The following is a 15,091-nucleotide window of genomic DNA, read 5'->3' as shown; positions in this document are numbered from 1 at the left end:
TTATGTGATTTTATTTTTCGGCTTCGGGTGATTTTTCCGTTTTCTTTATTTTGATTGTGAGTTCTTCTTTCTCCTCATTTAAATCCATAAAGATACTATCACCTTCTTCCAGTTTGGAATTCACAATTTCCTCAGCAAGGGCATCCTCAATATATTTTTGGATGGCTCTTTTGAGAGGCCGTGCTCCGTACTGTTTGTCGAAACCTTTTTCTGCGATATAATCCTTGGCTTTATCAGACAAACTAAGGTCATACCCAATCTCTTTGATTCGTTTGAACAACTTGTTCAATTCAATATCAATGATTTTGTGGATATCCTCTCGCTCCAATGGATTGAAGACAATCACATCATCAATTCGGTTCAAGAATTCAGGGGCAAAGGCTTTTTTGAGTGCACTTTCAATAACACTTTTTTGATGTGTGTCTGCCTGTGCTTTTTTAGCCGATGTGCCAAAACCAATGCCTTGTCCAAAATCCTTCAACTGACGGGCTCCAATGTTGGAGGTCATGATAATGATGGTATTTCGGAAATCAATCTTTCTTCCCAAACTATCGGTAAGGAAGCCATCATCCAAAACCTGAAGCAACATGTTGAAGACATCTGGGTGCGCTTTTTCCACTTCATCCAAAAGAATGACGGAGTAGGGCTTTCTACGAACCTTTTCAGTCAATTGACCACCTTCTTCATAACCAACGTATCCCGGAGGTGCTCCAACCAATCTAGAAATGGCGAATTTTTCCATGTATTCGCTCATATCTATTCGGATAAGGGCATCCTCAGAATCAAAAAGCTCTTTCGCCAAAATTTTGGCCAATTGGGTTTTTCCAACCCCAGTTTGACCTAAGAAGATGAAGGAACCAATAGGTTTGTTAGGGTCTTTCAACCCGGCACGGTTACGTTGAATGGCTTTGGCCACTTTGGCCACAGCCTCATCTTGGCCAATGACAAAACCTTTGATCAAATTGGGCAGTTCTGCCAATTTGTTGCTTTCTGTCTGGGCAATTTTATTCACAGGGATGCCGCTCATCATGGAAACCACGTCGGCGACATTGTCTTCCGTTACAGTTTCACGATGGAGTCTGCTTTCCTCTTCCCAACGTTCCTGAGCGGAAGCCAGTTCTTTTTCCAGACGTTTTTCATCGTCCCGAAGCTTGGCCGCCTCTTCATATTTTTGTTTTTTGACCACACTGTTTTTCAACTCACGTACATCTTCCAACTGACTTTCCAACTCCAAAATCTGTTTAGGAACGTCCATGTTTACGATGTGTACCCGCGAACCGGCTTCATCCAAAGCGTCTATGGCCTTGTCCGGTAAAAAGCGGTCTGTCATGTATCTATTGGTCAACTTCACGCAGGCCAAAATGGCTTCATCCGTGTAGTTGACATTATGGTGATCTTCGTATTTCCCTTTGATGTTCATCAAAATCTCGATGGTTTCCTCAACAGAAGTAGGTTCTACCATCACTTTTTGGAAACGACGCTCAAGGGCACCATCTTTTTCGATGTATTGTCGGTATTCATCCAACGTAGTGGCACCTATACATTGAATCTCGCCTCGGGCCAATGCAGGTTTAAACATGTTTGAAGCATCCAAACTGCCCGTGGCACCTCCAGCTCCAACAATGGTGTGAATCTCGTCAATGAAAAGGATGATGTCGTCATTCTTTTCCAACTCATTCATCACGGCTTTCATACGCTCCTCAAACTGACCGCGGTATTTGGTACCGGCCACCAAAGAGGCCAAATCCAAAGTTACCACGCGCTTATTGTATAGAATACGCGATACTTTTTTATTGATGATGCGCAATGCCAAACCTTCAGCAATGGCACTTTTACCAACACCAGGTTCACCTATGAGCAGCGGATTGTTTTTCTTTCTTCTGCTCAATATTTGGGAAACACGCTCAATTTCTTTTTCACGACCAACCACAGGATCCAATTTATTGTCCTCGGCCAATCGGGTAAGATCACGACCAAAATTGTCCAAAACCGGGGTCTTAGATTTTTTTGCGCCTTTTTGACCTGCACTTGAACCAAATGTACCTTCCTTGGCATCTCCAGATTCATCTGGATCACTTGGGAAGGATTCTGCCTGTGGAGAATCTATATAATCATCATCACTTGTGATCATGGATTTGAACTGTTCTTTAACGTTATCATAGTCCACTTTTAGCTTGTGCAACAGTTTGGTTGTGGGGTCATTCTCATTTCTGAGGATGCACAACAACAAGTGTGCAGTATTGATGGAAGAGCTTTGAAAAAGCTTTGCTTCCAAAAAAGTGGTCTTCAACGCACGCTCGGCTTGGCGGGTGAGGTGAAGGTTTTTCTTGTCCTTTTGCATGGTTCCCGTGTTTGGATTTGCCGGACTAAGGATTTCCACCTTTCTACGAAGGTGTTCCAAATCCACGTCAAGGGCATCCAAAATGTTAATGGCCTTGCCATTTCCATCTCTTAAAAGACCGAGCATAAGGTGTTCTGTACCAATGAAATCATGTCCTAATCTTAGGGCTTCTTCCTTGCTGTATGCTATTACGTCTTTTACTCGGGGGGAAAAATTATCATCCATACCTTTCTTTTTCAGCAATTAAAATTAATAAAAGTATTGTTACAGTAGTCAAATACTGTACCCTTATTCGATAAACTAGTGGTAATTGTCGAAATAAAGGGTGTTTTTTTATCAGTTTAACAAACCTTTATTAGTATTCCGCACTCCCACGGATACTGTTAATAATTTTTTTAATAAAGTAAGTCCCAATTGTTCTCAAAGGGGCTATTTTCCGTATATTGCCATGATATTTTAACCACAAAAAAACAATAAGATTTTAGCATGGCGGAAGGAGAAAAGTTAATTCCTATCAACATAGAGGATGAGATGAAATCTGCCTACATTGATTATTCAATGTCGGTCATTGTGTCACGTGCCCTGCCAGATGTTCGTGATGGACTTAAACCAGTTCACCGTAGAGTTCTTTTTGGAATGCACGAACTTGGGGTAAGATCTAATAGTTCACACAAGAAATCTGCCCGTATTGTAGGGGAGGTTTTGGGTAAGTACCACCCGCACGGCGATACGTCAGTGTATGACACCATGGTGCGTATGGCCCAAGAATGGAGTCTCAGGTATATGCTTGTGGACGGCCAGGGTAACTTTGGTTCCGTTGATGGGGACAGCCCAGCGGCCATGCGTTATACCGAGGCCAAAATGCGGAAGATCGCAGAGGAGATGTTGGCCGATATCGATAAGGATACGGTGGACCATCAGCTCAATTTTGATGATTCCTTGCAAGAGCCTTCGGTTCTTCCGACCCGTATCCCCAATTTATTGGTGAACGGTGCTTCCGGTATTGCAGTGGGTATGGCGACGAATATGCCACCGCACAACCTTTCTGAAGTTGTGGATGGAACCATTGCCTATATCGACAACAGTGATATCGAGATAGATGAGTTGATTACCCACATAAAAGCTCCCGATTTTCCCACTGGGGGAATCATTTATGGGTATGATGGGGTAAAAGAAGCCTTCCATACCGGTAGAGGACGTGTGGTAATGCGCGCCAAAGCTACGTTTGAAGAGGTTCAGGGCAGAGAGTGTATCATCGTCACCGAAATTCCATATCAGGTCAATAAGGCGGACATGATCAAGAAGACCGCTGACCTGGTCAATGAAAAGAAAATAGAAGGGATTGCATCCATTAGGGATGAGTCCGATAGAAAAGGGATGCGTATCGTTTACATTCTAAAACGTGATGCCATACCCAATATCGTATTGAACATGCTGTACAAGTATACAGCACTTCAATCCTCGTTCAGCGTCAACAACATTGCGTTGGTCAATGGTAGACCACAGTTGTTGAACCTGAAGGAAATCATTCATCACTTTGTGGAACATCGCCATGAGGTGGTAGTCCGTAGGACGCAATATGAACTGAAGAAAGCTGAGGAGCGTGCCCATATCCTACAAGGGCTTATCATTGCTTCGGACAATATTGATGAAGTAATTGCCATCATCCGAGCATCATCCAATGTGGATGAAGCCCGAACCAGCTTGATGGAACGCTTCAAATTGACCGAGATTCAGGCGAAGGCCATCGTAGAAATGCGTTTGCGTCAGCTTACTGGATTGGAGCAAGACAAACTTCGCGAAGAATACGATGAATTATTGAAGACCATCGAGGACTTAAAGGATATTCTTGACAAGAAGGAGCGCAGAATGCAGATCATCAAAGATGAGCTGTTGGAAGTGAAGGAAAAGTATGGTGATGACAGAAGGTCAGAAATCAACTATGCTGGCGGCGATTTGAGCATCGAGGATATGATTCCGGATGAGCAAGTGGTGATTACCATTTCCCATGCGGGTTATATCAAAAGAACACCTTTGTCCGAGTACAAGACCCAAAACAGGGGTGGTGTAGGGCAAAAAGCATCATCTACCCGAAACGAGGACTTCTTGGAGCATCTTTTTGTGGGTACCAACCACCAGTATATGTTGTTCTTCACACAGAACGGAAAATGTTTCTGGATGCGGGTCTACGAAATTCCAGAAGGAAGTAGAACATCCAAAGGAAGAGCTATCCAGAATTTGATCAATATTGAGATGCAAGATAAGGTGAAGGCCTTTATCTGTACCCAAGACCTCAAGGATGAGGATTATGTCAACAGTCACTACGTGATCATGGCAACCAAAAAGGGTACGGTGAAGAAAACTTCCTTGGAGCAATATTCAAGACCACGCCAAAATGGTATCAATGCAATCACTGTAAAAGATGGTGATGAGCTATTGGAAGCCAAATTGACAACAGGTACCAGTCAGATTTTCTTGGGATTGAAATCCGGAAAAGCCATTCGTTTTGAAGAAGGCAAGACTCGACCCATGGGTAGAAATGCCTCCGGTGTTCGCGGAATTACCTTGGCAGATGATAAAGATGAGGTCATTGGAATGGTTTCCGTGCACAATTTTGAGGATGACATCTTGGTCGTTTCAGAAAATGGGTATGGTAAAAGATCCAACTTGGAGGATTATCGCGTAACTAATAGGGGTGGAAAAGGTGTTAAGACCATTTCCATCACTGAAAAGACGGGTGGACTTGTAGCCATCAAAAATGTTACCGATACCGATGATTTAATGATCATCAATAAATCTGGAATCGCTATTAGAATGGCGGTCGAGGACCTTCGTGTTATGGGAAGGGCGACCCAAGGGGTTCGTTTGATCAATTTACGTGATGGCGATTCCATTGCGGCCGTGGCCAAGGTCATGAAAGAAGACGATTCGTTGGATGATACCAATGTGCTTGACATTGAGGTGAATGACTAACGTGGCATGGCAATTGATAAGAATAGAGAGAATAATTAATAATCGATAAACACTAAATAATTACATTTTAACATGAAGACTAAAGTTTTAATACTGTTAGCCATAGGAATTTCAACGATGGGTTTTGCCCAAAAGAATGAAATTAAGGATGCTGAAAAAGCGTTGAAGGATGGAGATGCAGCAGCCGCTAAGACAACCTTGGAGGCAGTTTCGTCATCCATAGGTTCTGCTGACGAAAAAATGCAGGCTCAATATTACGCAGTATTGGGTAATGCATATTCTGATTTAGCATCAAAAGGAGACGCTACGGCTTTCCAACCTGCGGTTGATGCTTACAACAAGGTAATTTCTATTGAAGAGGCCAGCGGAAAAGAAAAGTACACTTCCGTTGCCAAACAAAAATTGGCTCAAATGACAGCTGACTTGGTAAATGCGGCTGTTGAAGATAACAACAACCAAAAATTTGGTGAAGCTGCTGAAAAGTTATACTTGAGCTACAAACTGAGCCCAGCTGATACCGTATACCTGTACTATGCTGCCAGTAGTGCCGTAAATGGTCAGGAATATGAGCAAGCTTTGGGATACTACAATGAGCTAAAAGAATTGGGCTATGACGGTAGTGGAGTAACTTATACCGCTGTTAACATTGAGACTGGTGAGGTGGAAACCATGGATGAGAACACAAGGAATCTCTATGTAAAAGCAGGGACACACAAAGACCCAAAAGAAGAAAGAAGCCCATCCAAAAAGCCAGAAATCGTTAAAAACGTTGCGTTGATTTATCAGCAATTGGGTGAATCTGATAAAGCTCTTGAGGCTTATGCAGAGGCTAGACAAGCCAACCCAGAGGATGTAAACCTAGTGTTGGGAGAAGCCAATTTGTACTACACCCTTGGTGATAAGGACAAGTTCAAGGAATTGATGGCGCAAGCTTCTGAAATGGCTCCTGACAATGCTGATTTGTTGTACAACATTGGAGTAATCAATATGGAGCAAGGAAACTTGGAAGAAGCTAGAGATGCTTACAAAAAGACCTTGGCCATTGACCCAGGATACATTAATGCCCTTTTGAACCTTTCAACCACTTATGTAAACGAAGGTAACGGACTTATTGATGAAATGAATGCTCTTGGCAGTTCTAAGGCCGATATCGCCAAATACGATGAGTTAAAATCCAAAAAGGACAGTTTGTTTTTGGAAGGAGCCAAAGTTCTTGAGGCTGCTGTAAAAACAAATCCTGACAACGAAAGTATTCTAACCCAGTTGAAAAATATCTACGGAGCTTTGGGTGATACAGAAAACTTCATGAGAGTGAAAAAGCTTTTGGGAGAATAATCATTTTCTCTAAGTAAGTATAAAAAAGGGCCGCTATTTAGTGGCCCTTTTCATTTATAATATCTTCTTGATGACCCGGAGTTTGTGGGTGTATAGTTTCTCTTCGGTATTAAAAATACCCGTATGGTCCAACCGGTCTATGCGCACATAACCATGAACATGAATGATGTAGTTATCCTTTAGAATGATGCCAACGTGGTCAATAATACCTTCATTATTGTCGAAAAAAGCCAAATCACCCGGTTCACTTTCTTCAATAAAGCTAAGTGGTTCCCCTTGCTTGGATTGCCCTTCTGCATCCCGTTTCAGGCTATATCCATTGATTTTATACACCATTTGAGTGAATCCAGGGCAATCAATCCCAAAAGGGGTCTTTCCCCCCTTCAAATAAGGTGCATTTAAGTAGAGTAGGGCCGTTTCAACCAAGCTCGACTTTGGATTTTCACCTTCCATGACAGTACCTTCAAAAGAATGGCTCAAAAGATGGGATGCGTTAATCATCGAACCCAATACAATGGGAAGCAACATGCCATTGTTGGAACAGATATGGGAAATCACATCCGAGGAAACCTTTTTGTTCCCGCTATCTAAATCCTCATAAGTGGCTTCAGGGATAAAAATAAATTGAAGGTTGGATACCCATCCCTCGCATTGGTCATGGGCTACACGAATTCTGCTCCATTTTTTTCTACTTTCCAATACTTTAAAATGTTCCCCGTACAAAAGTTGGGAAACCATTTCAGTACAATCTTCAGGCTGAACCCTAATGGGAACAATGCTTAAATGGCAGATTCCATATTGCATTTATTGGCAGAATTGAATAACTAATTTCTTTCAAGAACAATGGCCGAAGCTCCACCACCACCATTACAAATGGCTGCAGCACCTAATTTGGCATTGTTTTGCTTTAAAACATTGAGCAGTGTAATGGTAATCCGCGCACCGGAGCAACCCAGTGGATGCCCCAAGGATACGGCTCCTCCGTTTACATTCACGTTTGCGTCGGTTAGCCCCAAAAGTTTTATGTTGGCCAATCCCACTACGGAAAATGCCTCATTGAACTCAAAATAGTCAATATCGGAAATGGAAACACCCGCTCTTTCCAATGCTTTTGGCAATGCTTTTGCTGGAGCTGTGGTAAACCATTCCGGCTCATGGGCGGCATCGGCATACCCTTTAATATAGGCCAACGGCTCCAATCCCAATTCCTTGGCTTTTTCTTCACTCATCAATACCACTGCGGCCGCACCATCATTTATGGTGGAAGCGTTTGCAGCCGTCACCGTACCTTCCTTGGTGAAGGCAGGTCGCAAGGCTGGAATTTTATCCAGTTTTACGTTTTTATATTCCTCATCCTCGCTTACGATAATGGGTTCACCCCTGCGTTGGGGAACCTCAACTGGAATCACTTCATCTTTGAATTTTCCAGATTCCCAAGCTGCGGCAGACCTCTTGTACGATTGAATGGCATAGGCATCTTGGTCTTCCCTGCTAAATTTATATTCAGTGGCACATGCATCAGCGCAAACACCCATCGCGTTTTGATCATACGCATCCACCAAACCATCTTTCTGCATTCCATCCACCAAGGTGGTTGGACCAAACTTTACACCATTGCGCATATGAACATAATGCGGAATAAGACTCATGTTTTCCATACCTCCGGCCACTACTATGGAATTCTCACCCAACGCAATGGATTGGGCGCCCTGCATAATGGCCTTCATTCCAGAAGCACATACTTTGTTCACGGTGGTACAAGGAACCGTATTGGGGATTCCAGCGAAAATGGCAGCCTGGCGTGCAGGTGCCTGACCCGTTCCAGCCTGAACCACGTTTCCCATTAGGACTTCTTCTACCAGTTCGGGCTTCAAGCCTATTTTTTCCAATGCCCCCTTAATGGCAACAGCGCCCAATTTTGGGGCTGGTACGGTGGATAAAGCCCCCATAAAACTCCCAATTGGGGTCCTCACGGCCGAAACAATAACTACTTTGTTCATATGTGCATTTTTACTGATGCGAAAATACTAAAATTAAATGCAAAAGGTCTAGAACCACTTAGAGGCTCACTTCTTATTTATATTTTCTATTTTTGATGTTAACAGCACACAGAATGGGAAAGACTTTGGATAATGTATATAAGCATCAATCACTTGCCTACAAGTATTTTCTATATCTGGTTTCTGTAGGGCTGATTGTTTTCTTTTTCCCAAAAGGAGGGAAGTTCAAGTACGAATTTCAAAAGGGCAAACCGTGGCAATATGAGAATTTATACGCCCCCATCGATTTCTCTATCAAAAAGACCCAAGAAGAGATTGCCCAAGAACAGCAATTGCTTCGAAACAGAAAAACCGATTATTACAGTTTTGATGCTTCCATAGTGACCACTATTAAAAATGATGTCCAGCAGGAGCTGAACGGATTGTTTGAGGCGAATTCCTTTTCCCGGCAAGAACAAAGAGTACTGTCCAACACCGCTGAAGAAATCATTGATAGCATTTATACCCTTGGAGTATTTCAGAATTTACCCTCCTCAAGCGCTATAATGCTGGTGAAGAACAACGAGGCTATACCGCTGGATCCCAACGAATTTAAAGGTATTGAAGAGGCAAAGGAAAGAATAAGCTCCATTTTGGGGCAACGGAATTTTCAAGGTGATGCTAGATTGGGGAACATCCTGCAACGGAATGTTCGTCCAAATCTTTCGTACAATGAAGCCCTCACCAATAAAGCGTTGGAAGAAGAGCTGTCCAAAATTTCATATACTAGGGGTGAAGTGGCACAAGGAAGACTCATCATAGCCAAAGGTGAGGTCGTTGAGGCAGAAAATTTCAAAATTCTCAATTCATTAAAAGATGAGTACGAATCTGAATTGTGGCGCGGGAATAACTACTACTTTATTCTTTTGGGTTACACCATTTTGGTAGCTTTGGTGCTCATTATGCTGTTCCTGTTCTTGAAACGCTATCGAAATGAGATTTTCAAGAACAATAACAAGGTGACGTTTATATTTTTCAATATTCTGTTGATGGTTTTGGCCACAACATTTACGGTAAAGCAGTACGAAAGTTATGTGTATGTAGTGCCGCTTTGTATTCTTCCACTTGTCTTAAAGAACTTTTTTGATGCTCGACTGGGGCTTTTTGTGCATGTATTGACCGTATTGATTCTTGGATTTGTGGTGCCCAATAGTTTTGAATATATCTTTTTGCAAATCATCGCGGGTATAGTAACCATTTTAACGGCATCAGAGCTCTATAAACGAGCAAATCTCTTTATTTCGGTAGGTCAGATTACCTTGATCTATATCATCGGTTATTTTGCCTTTCATGCCATTCACGAAGGAAATCTTGAAAACATCGAATGGGTATTGTTTGGGGTTTTTGTTTTGAATGGACTTTTGACCCTTTTTGCCCAACCACTGATCTATATGTTTGAAAAGATTTTTGGTTTGGTTTCGGATGTTTCATTATTGGAACTGTCCGATACCAATTCCAAATTATTAAAAGAACTGTCCGATAAAGCACCGGGCACATTTCACCATTCCTTGCAAGTGGCCAATCTAGCGGAAGCAGCTGCGAACGAAATTGGTGCAAATGCCATGCTGGTCAGGGTGGGTGCATTGTACCATGATGTTGGTAAAATGGAAAGGCCCACGTATTTCACCGAAAACCAAATCACTAATGTGAACCCACATGATGACCTTCCTCCGCGTGAAAGTGCAAAGATTATTATAGACCATGTCATCAATGGAATTGAGATTGCACGTAAGAACAATATCCCTGACCGTGTGATTGATTTTATACGCACCCATCATGGAACCACTTTGGTGTATTATTTTTTCAAAAAGCAGCAGGAGTTGGAAGCCGAGGTGAATTCGGATGATTTTAGATATCCAGGTCCTATTCCATTTTCAAAGGAAACTGCTATTTTGATGATGTCGGATGCTGTTGAAGCTGCCTCCAAGAGCTTAAAAAACCCCACATTTACCATTATCGATGAATTTGTGGACAAAATCGTAAAGGGACAGATGCAAGCCGATCAATTTTTGAATGCCAACATCACCCTAAAAGAAATTGAGATGGTAAAAAAGGTTTTAAAGCAAAAACTCACCAATATTTACCATTTGCGGGTCGAGTATCCGGAGTAGGGATGCTGTAAATCAATTGCTTTTAAAAAAATTAAAAAATAGTTGCGATCTATCGGATGAAAAGGTACATTTGCATCCGCATTTTTAGAGTGCACGTTCATAAAATAATACTAGGAGAGGTGCCGGAGTGGTAACGGAGCAGATTGCTAATCTGTCGACGGGTAACTGTCGCCTGGGTTCGAGTCCCAGTCTCTCCGCTTTTTCCTTTTACATTGGAATACTTTTCGGGGTGTAGCGTAGCCCGGTTATCGCGCCTGCTTTGGGAGCAGGAGGTCGCAGGTTCGAATCCTGCCACCCCGACGAACCACTAAATAGGTGGTATTAAAGCACTGTTAATCGACTGATTGACAGTGCTTTTTGTTTTTTATGCATTCATCTGATATCAAATAAAACCATATAAAAGGTGTAGAGTTCGGTGAATGGTTCGGTACGTTTCTTGTGCATAATTTAGCTTCAGTTTGACGCTGTTTATGGGTGTTTTACAAACCAGTTTTGTCAAACCCAAAAATTATGTATTATGCGCAATTCCAACACTTTAAAGGTTCTAATCTTCACTAGGGACATTTCCAACAACCCTGAAAAATTGACCATTTATGCCCGTATCACCGTCAATGGAAAACGTGCCGAGATAAGTTTGAAACGTTATGTTTCGGTGAATGAATGGGATGAAAATAAGGGAAGACTCCATGGACTTACCCACAAGGCCCGTTTATTGAACAGCTATCTTGATGAGGTGTATGGAGAGATCATGGATACCCATAAACAGTTGTTGCGTGAGGACAAGATTATAACCTCACAGGCCATCAAGGCCCGTTATCTGGGACAGGATGAAGAGCACAAGACCCTTATGGAGCTTATCAAGTATCATTACGAATCACAAAAGAGTAAACTTCGCCCGGGAACCATGAAGAACTATTATGGTACAGAAAAATATCTCAAAAGGTTTTTGGAGCATACCCGTAGACTTCAAGACATTAACTTAAAGCGATTGAACTATAAGTTCATTACTGATTTTGAGAACTATTTGATAAATGGGCCTGATCTGCAAAAGGGAAAGAAGTGTACCAATAATGGGGCCATGAAACATTTGGAGCGGTTAAGGAAAATGGTAAACCTTGCCGTGAGGTTGGAATGGTTGGACAAAGACCCGTTTGTAAACTATAAAAAACATTATAAGAAGAGTGAACGCTCTTTTTTGACCGAAAGGGAACTCAGGCTCATTGAGGAAACAACATTTTCAGGAAGTGGGTATGAGAGGGTCAAGGACACTTTTCTTTTTTCATGTTATACAGGATTGGCCTATGGAGATGTAAAAGCACTGGATATTGATCATATGCGGTTCGGTATAGATGGGAACCTTTGGATCCATACGAAAAGGGAAAAAACTGATGAAGCGGTCAAGGTTCCCTTGCTTCCCAAAGCAAAACAAATCTTGGATAAATATAAAAACTGCAATGAAAGATTGGTGCACGGAAAGTTGTTACCTGTATTAAGCAATCAAAAGACCAACAGTTATTTAAAGGAGATTACAAAGGCTTGTGGAATCTATAAGAATATTTCTTTCCATACTGCCAGGCACACTTTTGCCACAACGGTAACACTCTCCAATGGTGTTCCAATTGAAACCGTTTCCAAAATGCTAGGTCATACCAAATTGACCACTACCCAAATTTATGCAAGGGTTTTGGAAAGAAAAGTTGGTGATGATATGCGAATGTTAATGGAAAGGATGGAAGGTAAATAAAGCATCTTTTTTTTGAACTTTATTCTGTTTCGTGTTGCTCAATGTTTCTCATTGAGATTAGGCCTTTAATTCCGAATGCCATAACAATATGTCCTAAAAGTATAACATATCTACTATCCAACACAAACGACCCTATTCCTATCATGATTACTCCTAAAATTGTTATTATAGACCATATTGTCCGTTCTCTAATGAACTTTCCAGCATGCATTGCCAATCCAAGGTAAAACAAAGCTGGTCCTATGGTCATAAATGGAATACTGATCGAAGGATTACTCATTATTTGATTTGTCAAATTTTTCATCCCTTCATAGTCAGTCCCGTAACTCCACCAAAGAAAATCTATAACTGCCTGCCCCATAAGGGCTATGATTCCTAATGTAGTAATCACTGCGGCTGTACTGTTGAAAATGCCTTTTGAAAAAATATAGTTTAGGGATAGACTTAAGAGGATACCCAGAAGCAATAACCAATGTGCATAGTCAATCGGTTTTTGGGTTTGGATAAATTGATTTCCCTGAAGAACCATTATTTGGTTTAGGATTAAAAATACTAATCCGGTTATGGCATAAATCTTCAGTTTCATTGAGTTTTACTTTGGAAGTTAAACCTATTTATTGGCTTATTGGAAATCGTTTATTTGAACTTATTCAATTATCATTCGTTAGTTGTTGATTCTTGCACATATCCATGTAGCTTCCAGAATAGATTTATTTTGAACATAAGCAATTCCAGATTGCTTAATCAGCCTGTTGCTTATCCTTATGTTTTTGATAACATATTTAACTACCTCATCATATTTTGCGCCATTAAAGAACCTAACATTTTCCATGCTAACAAGTCCAAAAAAACCGTCTGCCAAGCCTGCTTTCTTTATTCCCGCACCACCACATTGTGCCATTGACTCAATAATGATCATTCCAGGAACAAAATTGAATTCGGGAAAACTTCCAGTCAACATTTGATTATTTTTCTTATCGAATTTTTTTGTGCCCACAACTTCCTTATCATTGGAAACAAGAATATTGTCCACAAATAAAAAAGGGGAGCGATGGGGTATCAATTTATGAATGTCTGTTTCCATTTTTGAGTTTTAAAGAAGAATTGTACATGAGTTGTAGAAGTTGCTTCCCTAAAGATATGATTTTTATGAAATTAGGGTGCTCCGATAAGTTTTACAGAAACAAAAAGTTCAATTGAATAGAATCGGTTAATTACTTTAAGCTTATTTGGGACTTATTTTTCCGCATCATTTTAAAGTTAAGGCCTATTATCCAACCTAGAACTAAAGCAAAGGTCAGTTTCTGCAATAAGGGTAAAAACAGTATGAACTGTTGGCTGTAATAAATGTAATTGTTCAGTCCCAATAAAGCAATGCAGATAATACCCCCTATTTTATAATTGGTCATATTACTCTGGTATATTTCCCAGATTATCCCCAAAACAACAAGCACTCCGAAGATACTTGAAAGTGTTGTCATTAAATCATGGAATTCAGTAAACATTAGAAACGCTGATACCATGGATAAAATTCCAAATATCAGAATGATAATTTTCCAAATGGGGTTTTTTGTAAAATTTCCAGCAAACTGAATGAAGAATAGCATAAGACTTAAGCAAAGAACGAACATGGCTGCAATGGCAAAAGGTCTTGCTGGGTTTATCATATTATTCATTGCCCGTTCATTCATTAGGTTGCACCAATAATTGTTGACCCAATCAAACCCAACACTTTCCAAATTTACCTGTGAACCTCCTGGGTATAAAAAAGATGAATAAACAAATAGACCGATAAAGAGAATTATTCCAATCGTAGGAAGGAACCCAATCAACCTTATGTTTCTTTGTTCTTTCATCACTAAATAATAGTAGTCATTCTTCATTTTAACCAGTTATCCCTTCGATATAACAACCTTTTTTTTGATTAACATGTCATTTTCCATACTCTCCAGAATATATTCCGCAACACTTTGCCTACTTATCAAAAGATTTGGCTTAGGCACATTGTCAAAAGTCTCCAAGATGTTTTCTTCTCTATTTGAGTTGTATAGTCCGACTGGACGAACAATTGTCCACTCCAAGTTCGATTCCAATACTATTTTCTCTTGCCTTGCATGATCTTTATATGCAACACCTATATTGCTATTATCTATAAACCATTTGAACCATTTGGGAATTTCTTTTTTGGTTTCAGAAACTCCCCAAGCTGAACAAACTGTAATTCGATTGACATTCTGTTTTATAGCTATTGGGACTAAGGTAGTCATCACATCGGAAAGAAATGTGCTTGGTGTTCTCAAAGGCGACCAAGGAAAATCAGATTTTCTTGAAATATTTAAAACACTGATAACGCCTTCGCATCCAGATATTGCCTTCATCAAATCAGCTTTATTAGTTGGATTTCCTTCAAAGATTGACAATCCATCATTTCTTTCAATCCGTTTTGTTTTACGAGCAAGACAATTTACCTGATAACCTTTATCAAGAGCCCTTTTCAACACCAATTTACCAGTTCTCCCTGTTGCACCAAGTAATAGGATTTTCATCG

At 40.8% G+C, this 15,091-nt stretch carries 10 protein-coding genes and 2 tRNA genes; 6 read left to right on the top strand and 6 right to left on the bottom strand.

Translation table 11 applies throughout. The features are described 5' to 3' along the window. Positions 1-10: 10 nt before the first annotated feature. Positions 11-2,566, bottom strand: coding sequence for an ATP-dependent Clp protease ATP-binding subunit (locus tag ACFSJE_RS05175; protein WP_379829905.1), 2,556 nt, complete (start codon positions 2,564-2,566; stop codon positions 11-13). Between the two features lie 261 nt (positions 2,567-2,827). Here ACFSJE_RS05175 and gyrA point away from each other — a divergent pair, with 261 nt between their 5' ends. Together gyrA and ACFSJE_RS05165 are read left to right on the top strand one after the other, a co-directional pair. After that, the gene (gene gyrA, locus ACFSJE_RS05170; RefSeq protein ID WP_379829904.1) at positions 2,828-5,314 is read left to right on the top strand and encodes a DNA gyrase subunit A; all 2,487 of its coding nucleotides are present in this window, start codon (positions 2,828-2,830) and stop codon (positions 5,312-5,314) included. A 72-nt stretch (positions 5,315-5,386) separates the two neighbouring features. Next, positions 5,387-6,649, top strand: a complete 1,263-nt coding sequence (locus tag ACFSJE_RS05165) for a tetratricopeptide repeat protein (protein ID WP_379829903.1) — start codon at positions 5,387-5,389, stop codon at positions 6,647-6,649. Positions 6,650-6,703: 54 nt separating this feature from the next. Here ACFSJE_RS05165 and ACFSJE_RS05160 read toward each other — a convergent pair whose 3' ends face one another. After that, positions 6,704-7,453: a C40 family peptidase gene (locus tag ACFSJE_RS05160; protein ID WP_379829902.1), complete on the bottom strand. Its 750-nt coding sequence runs from the start codon at positions 7,451-7,453 to the stop codon at positions 6,704-6,706. Between the two features lie 20 nt (positions 7,454-7,473). Next, on the bottom strand, positions 7,474-8,649 hold the full coding sequence (locus tag ACFSJE_RS05155) for an acetyl-CoA C-acyltransferase (RefSeq protein ID WP_379829901.1): 1,176 nt from the start codon (positions 8,647-8,649) through the stop codon (positions 7,474-7,476). A gap of 113 nt (positions 8,650-8,762) precedes the next feature. Between ACFSJE_RS05155 and ACFSJE_RS05150 the strand changes: the two genes are divergently transcribed. The 4 genes from ACFSJE_RS05150 to ACFSJE_RS05135 all read left to right on the top strand — a co-directional run bounded on the left by ACFSJE_RS05150 (position 8,763) and on the right by ACFSJE_RS05135 (position 12,543). Then, complete coding sequence (locus tag ACFSJE_RS05150) at positions 8,763-10,799, top strand: HD family phosphohydrolase (RefSeq protein ID WP_379829900.1); 2,037 nt, start codon at positions 8,763-8,765, stop codon at positions 10,797-10,799. A gap of 113 nt (positions 10,800-10,912) precedes the next feature. Further along, positions 10,913-10,996, top strand: a tRNA-Ser gene (locus ACFSJE_RS05145). 28 nt (positions 10,997-11,024) lie between these two features. Beyond that, positions 11,025-11,099: transfer RNA gene (locus ACFSJE_RS05140), tRNA-Pro, on the top strand. 217 nt (positions 11,100-11,316) lie between these two features. Next, a complete protein-coding gene (locus ACFSJE_RS05135) occupies positions 11,317-12,543 on the top strand; it encodes a site-specific integrase (protein WP_119647179.1) in 1,227 nt (408 codons plus the stop codon). 19 nt (positions 12,544-12,562) lie between these two features. Here the strand turns inward: ACFSJE_RS05135 and ACFSJE_RS05130 are convergent, their stop codons facing one another. The 3 genes from ACFSJE_RS05130 to ACFSJE_RS05120 form a co-directional block, all read right to left on the bottom strand. Further along, positions 12,563-13,129 carry a hypothetical protein gene (locus tag ACFSJE_RS05130; RefSeq protein WP_127137551.1) on the bottom strand — a complete coding sequence of 189 codons (567 nt, stop codon included), beginning with the start codon at positions 13,127-13,129 and terminating at the stop codon, positions 12,563-12,565. Between the two features lie 78 nt (positions 13,130-13,207). Beyond that, positions 13,208-13,627 carry a 3-hydroxyacyl-ACP dehydratase FabZ family protein gene (locus ACFSJE_RS05125; protein ID WP_163636549.1) on the bottom strand — a complete coding sequence of 140 codons (420 nt, stop codon included), beginning with the start codon at positions 13,625-13,627 and terminating at the stop codon, positions 13,208-13,210. Between the two features lie 808 nt (positions 13,628-14,435). Further along, complete coding sequence (locus tag ACFSJE_RS05120) at positions 14,436-15,089, bottom strand: NAD(P)-dependent oxidoreductase (RefSeq protein WP_119646748.1); 654 nt, start codon at positions 15,087-15,089, stop codon at positions 14,436-14,438. Positions 15,090-15,091 lie beyond the last annotated feature (2 nt).

It is taken from the genome of Flagellimonas iocasae, assembly GCF_042682725.1.
GTDB classification, from domain to species: domain Bacteria; phylum Bacteroidota; class Bacteroidia; order Flavobacteriales; family Flavobacteriaceae; genus Flagellimonas; species Flagellimonas iocasae.
Note: the sequence above shows the minus strand (reverse complement) of the source record. Positions and strands in the feature narration are given on the sequence as shown.